This is a genomic window from Vibrio sp. 1F263 (assembly GCF_041439035.1).
Taxonomy (GTDB): Bacteria; Pseudomonadota; Gammaproteobacteria; order Enterobacterales; family Vibrionaceae; genus Vibrio; species Vibrio tasmaniensis_A.
This window is the reverse complement of the sequence record NZ_JBGONI010000095.1, coordinates 1-3,244: the sequence shown is the minus strand read 5'-3', so window position 1 is coordinate 3,244 and position 3,244 is coordinate 1. Positions and strand designations below refer to the sequence as shown.

Here is a 3,244-nt window from a genome sequence, read left to right as displayed (position 1 = left end):
GCTGATCAGATCGTAGGTTCTTGATTTAGTTCCATTGAATTACGCAACAAAGCCGGGAAAATACCCAATGACGCAGATCCTTTCTTGCCATTAAGCGTATACCTGACTAGCCATTTTTTACGTCCATTTTTACCTACTAATATCTTGAAACCCGATAACTCAGAGCACGAATATTCAGCTTCTGTAGAACGCGAGTCTGGATCATTAGGGGGTAAACTGGCGATCTTAGTAGTTGTAAATTTAAAACGTTTCTCCATAAAAGAAATCACCTATATTTAATCCATACTAGGTTTTAATATATAATTAGCTTTTATTTAGAAACGGCCAAACCACAACTATAATCTATCGTTATAGTTGTGGTTTGCTAAATATTATAATTTACGACTTTAAATAACTACTGTTCCTGCACGGTAGGCGAAACAGGTAAATAATTATCATATAAATCATACCCACGTTTTCCGTCAGATATAATTTCTCTGATTCTCAGCTTGATCTTATCAAGTTCAAAAGTAAGTAGGTTGTATGAATTTCTAGTAGACTCAGCTCTACGTTCACGACTAACCCCCGTACTCCCGCCAGATACTATTAATATAGGAGATTTGGGGTCTTCATTTGCTAGGCTAAAACTATGGTATTGAGCAATTCTATTTTCATGCTGGTGGCCATGTAATGCCATATGTATACCAACATTAGCTGCTTTATCTAACAATTCAACCGCATCTAGAGTGAGAGATATCGCATTTCTATTTGGCATCTCAACTTGACTAATGGGCACTAAATGATGGTGAAGAGCCATCATTTTATAAGTCGGTTTACTCATATTTAAATTAGCCAAGTCGTCAAGTATGTCTAAACCTAGAGAACCAACATAACCATATTCTGTAAGTTTAGAGCTTGTTACTCTACATGAGTTCATTATTGATAAGAATAAATCTACATCACCCAATGAAACAATAATGTTATAATCTAATTGACTTTTCCAATGCTTCCCAGTTAATTCTTCGGAAAAAAGACGATAGTCACGCTCGTGCTCATATGTAACCTGAGTATTTCCAGCCAACTTATTTTCGTCTATGTTGCTATCACTCGGGTAGCGTTTCATATCATGGTTTCCAGGGAGAGTAATAATATTGCTTTTATCAACCCCAAGTCCGCTAGCTATCGAGTGAAGCTCACTTATAATTAAGTTTTTTGTACTATCTGACCAATCAGATCTTGTCGTAAAATCACCTGTAATAATGATTGCAGCAATATCTTTGTTTGCTTTTACTCGCTTTAAGTCAGTCAGAATACAATCACTAAGTGTCTTCGCTGTCCCTCTTTCCAAAACCTTATCTGAAACAACGAAACCGTGATCAAGTCCAAAATGTAAATCTGAAAGATGAAGTATTGACTTTCTATCTGAACCGCTGTTGCCGATTCTAGAAACTCTTACGCTAGAGCATCCATAGCTATCACGAAGTAATAGTGTATTTTCACCCACCTGCCTACCTAAATTAGGTTCATAATCAATGACATTGATTGAAGTCAACTGAAACCAAGCTTCAACTTTCTCACATTGGTGTCTATAGTATTCAGGGACCAAAGATATGTCGACGTCAACTTTCCTTTTCCTATACACTTTATTGAAAGATGCAGTGAAACAACGTTTAGTCGATGGATCAATTAGATAAACGTAATCAGATACCGTGTCATCACTCTCTAAACTGTTAAATAAGGACTCAAATCCGTCTTCATGTTCTTTCTTCCACCACCCCCACAACACTATTCCTTTTCTATTAATAATAGCTTTATGCTCGTCTATTGTGTCGATGTCGGGTGTAGTATCTCTGAACCGTAAGATTATGCTAGGTGCTGCCATTCCATTACTCGTTTATAAGGTTTATTCGGTATATTCCACTGTTGTAGCACTGTTAAAAAAGAGTCTGCTGCTGATGAAGGCACCTTATCAGATAACCCCAAATGAAAACGTAAGATCTCTAATGCATTCGCGCTACCAATTACTGTACCCACTTTGTTTTGAGAGCTCCACAGGTCGATAACTTCCCTTCCAATTGCTCTCCTACTAACGGAAGGCCAATACCATCCATTAGCTAATGGATGCATAATTATTTTTGCAGGTAGAACATCGTGATGGTTCACACGTAATGCAAGCTGATAGTCATCTATTACAAATCGGTGCCATAATTCGGTCTTAGTGATAGCTTTCGACAAAGGAGGGATTTCTTTAATTTTTATGACAAGTAAATCGCCAAAACGCCAGTCTTCGAGAACATTATCATCACTTACTTCACTTGCTCTCATTTCAAAAACAGGAGTTTCGTAACAAAAAAAATTAGATTTTATTTCAAAATCAGCCCAGCTAGTCAACCATTCAAATAAGTTTTTTCTTTCTTCGATGGCTTGTGGCCTTGTTAATTCCGGCCAGAGAGAAATATAAATTTTTGAACCAATCGCTAAGTGTTGCGCACTCCAACTGATCCAGCGAATAGTATTCTCTATATACCAAGGCGGATCTATGACAGCAGCATCAAAGCTCTTACATAGAGGTAAATCAACATCTACGTCTACTAACGAATGAAAATTAGACCAATGTAAAGGCTGTCGATCAACAAGAAAAACCCGATTATCCAATTCTTGATGTTTTCTTATTAAAGAAGGAACACCTAGTGATAGCACTGACTCATGATCATCAAATAATTGACTCAGTTTATCAACAGTTTCTCTCGTAAACCGCCAATCATAGTCTAAGGGGTGAGGATCTGGAGGCATAAAATGTGACATCTATATTCTTTAGTTTTTTATATGACATGCGCAACTTAAGGTAACATAACACATTGATAAGTTGCAATTTATATTAATTTTGATCTGCTTTTTAGAGCTACTTAGTCAGCGTTAAAAAACTGTCAACTGGCCAGCAACCCTTAAATTTATTTTTATTAAGGCTTCGTGTCCGCTTCATCACTCACAGCCCGACCGGACAGAGACCAGAGGCACACAGAAATTCAGCCTTGGGTATGCTGGCACGACAATTACGCACAGCTCATCAGCACAGGAGGTTCTTGGCAGCTAACTCGAACAGAAAATCTGCACAGAGAACAGGAGATAGACAGGAGGGAAGATTCCGGAGGGAGTTTTATCTGAATTCAGGCACAAAAAAACCAGCATTAAGCTGGCTTGGTAATTACCGACTTGAACCGGCACAACGCGAACGTCGAGGGATTTTAAATCCCTTGTGTCTACC

Annotated in this window: 3 protein-coding genes; all 3 read right to left on the bottom strand. The window is 38.0% G+C overall.

Annotation, left to right across the window (positions count from 1 at the left end; translation table 11 throughout):
• Nucleotides 1–5: 5 nt before the first annotated feature.
• Nucleotides 6–257, bottom strand: coding sequence for an Arm DNA-binding domain-containing protein (locus ACED25_RS23115; RefSeq protein WP_371693285.1), 252 nt, complete (start codon nucleotides 255–257; stop codon nucleotides 6–8).
• Between the two features lie 137 nt (nucleotides 258–394).
• Nucleotides 395–1,861: a metallophosphoesterase gene (locus tag ACED25_RS23110; protein ID WP_017099605.1), complete on the bottom strand. Its 1,467-nt coding sequence runs from the start codon at nucleotides 1,859–1,861 to the stop codon at nucleotides 395–397.
• Nucleotides 1,843–2,784 (bottom strand): hypothetical protein, encoded by a 942-nt coding sequence (locus tag ACED25_RS23105; protein WP_017099606.1) that lies wholly within the window; start codon nucleotides 2,782–2,784, stop codon nucleotides 1,843–1,845. The genes ACED25_RS23110 and ACED25_RS23105 overlap by 19 nt, the downstream gene beginning before the upstream one ends.
• Nucleotides 2,785–3,244: the final 460 nt, after the last annotated feature.

Bases quoted from the DNA above. Each gene is read 5' to 3' on its own strand.
- ACED25_RS23115 (WP_371693285.1), bottom strand. From the start codon at position 257: ATGGAGAAACGTTTTAAATTTACAACTACTAAGATCGCCAGTTTACCC.
- ACED25_RS23110 (WP_017099605.1), bottom strand. From the start codon at position 1,861: ATGGCAGCACCTAGCATAATCTTACGGTTCAGAGATACTACACCCGAC.
- ACED25_RS23105 (WP_017099606.1), bottom strand. From the start codon at position 2,784: ATGTCACATTTTATGCCTCCAGATCCTCACCCCTTAGACTATGATTGG.